General features: G+C 62.1%; 1 protein-coding gene. It reads right to left on the reverse strand.

Translation table 11 applies throughout. The features are described from left to right. Positions 1-369 (reverse strand): hypothetical protein (locus tag ILT46_RS12035; RefSeq protein WP_199504872.1); only part of this gene is annotated, 369 nt, incomplete at both ends.

Genomic DNA, 369 nt, shown 5'->3' on the forward strand with positions numbered 1-369 from the left:
TGATCCGGCGATGCGCAACATGCCCTTGTGGCGCATGGTTCAAATAGAAGTGGGCGGGGAAGGGTGGATCGATGCCCTTGGCCATATAGCTGGTCGTGCGCCGGGCGCGTCCGATATCGACGTCCATTATGTGAACCTGGCTCGGCCTGAAACGGGCGAAGTATTTGGCCATGGCGCGGCGAACGAAATACAACAGCCGCTCGATTTGGTCGACAGGCCATTCCAGCAGGGCGTGCACGTGTTTCGGGCCGTAATGACGTGGCCCCTCTCTCCGGTTGGGCGGGTTCTCGAAAACGGCGATCGCAGCGAACGGGCGCTGGATGCCCTGCCGCTTACAGTGAGCGTTCCAGCGGCGCCGGATGTTGGCCC

Source organism: Qipengyuania sp. YIM B01966 (assembly GCF_016461955.1).
Taxonomy (GTDB): domain Bacteria; phylum Pseudomonadota; class Alphaproteobacteria; order Sphingomonadales; family Sphingomonadaceae; genus QFOP01.